We start from the raw sequence: 496 nt of genomic DNA, 5'->3' as shown, positions 1-496 counted from the left end.
GGGCGAAGGGGAGGGAAGAGGGTGGCGAATCGCGCAGCGATTCAGAACCCTAAAGGCCTTCCGGGGCGCTCCCCCGGGAGGTTTGGTCGGCCCGGAGGGGCGGCCACGGAGCCCCATAGGGGTGACGGCACTTTGCTGTTGGTTTCTATTGTTTTGGCTCTTGGCCGTTGTATTGCGCGACCTATTGTTTGGCCTATTGCAGCGGCAATAGGTGAGCCATACAAAGCGGTCACGCTTTCGGAGTCGATACACGCTCAAGGAATGCCTCAAAAGCAGTGTCTTCTGCTTCCCGGCGAGCACGTCGAACAGGCTTTAATGGGTCTGCATCTCGCTCATTTCGACGACGATCATAAGCCGCCCGAAACTGCTCCCAAGTGATCTCAACGCCATCTTCGTTGAGCAGTTCAATCACGCGTTTATCCATTCTGCACTGCATATCCTTACCCTCTCTTTTTGAGTGTCGAAGGCTGATATTCGACACGCAAATAACGATAGA

1 protein-coding gene is annotated in these 496 nt (G+C 54.8%); it reads right to left on the bottom strand.

The genetic code is table 11. From position 1 onward, the window contains the following. Positions 1–229: 229 nt before the first annotated feature. Positions 230–496, bottom strand: a 267-nt coding sequence (locus tag GHO41_RS29520; protein WP_218580292.1) for a hypothetical protein, incomplete at its 5' end; no start/stop codon positions are given.

Source organism: Pseudomonas sp. FSL R10-0399 (assembly GCF_009600165.1).
In the GTDB taxonomy this organism is placed as follows: Bacteria; Pseudomonadota; Gammaproteobacteria; order Pseudomonadales; family Pseudomonadaceae; genus Aquipseudomonas; species Aquipseudomonas helleri.
This window is presented reverse-complemented; position numbering and strand designations above follow the sequence as displayed.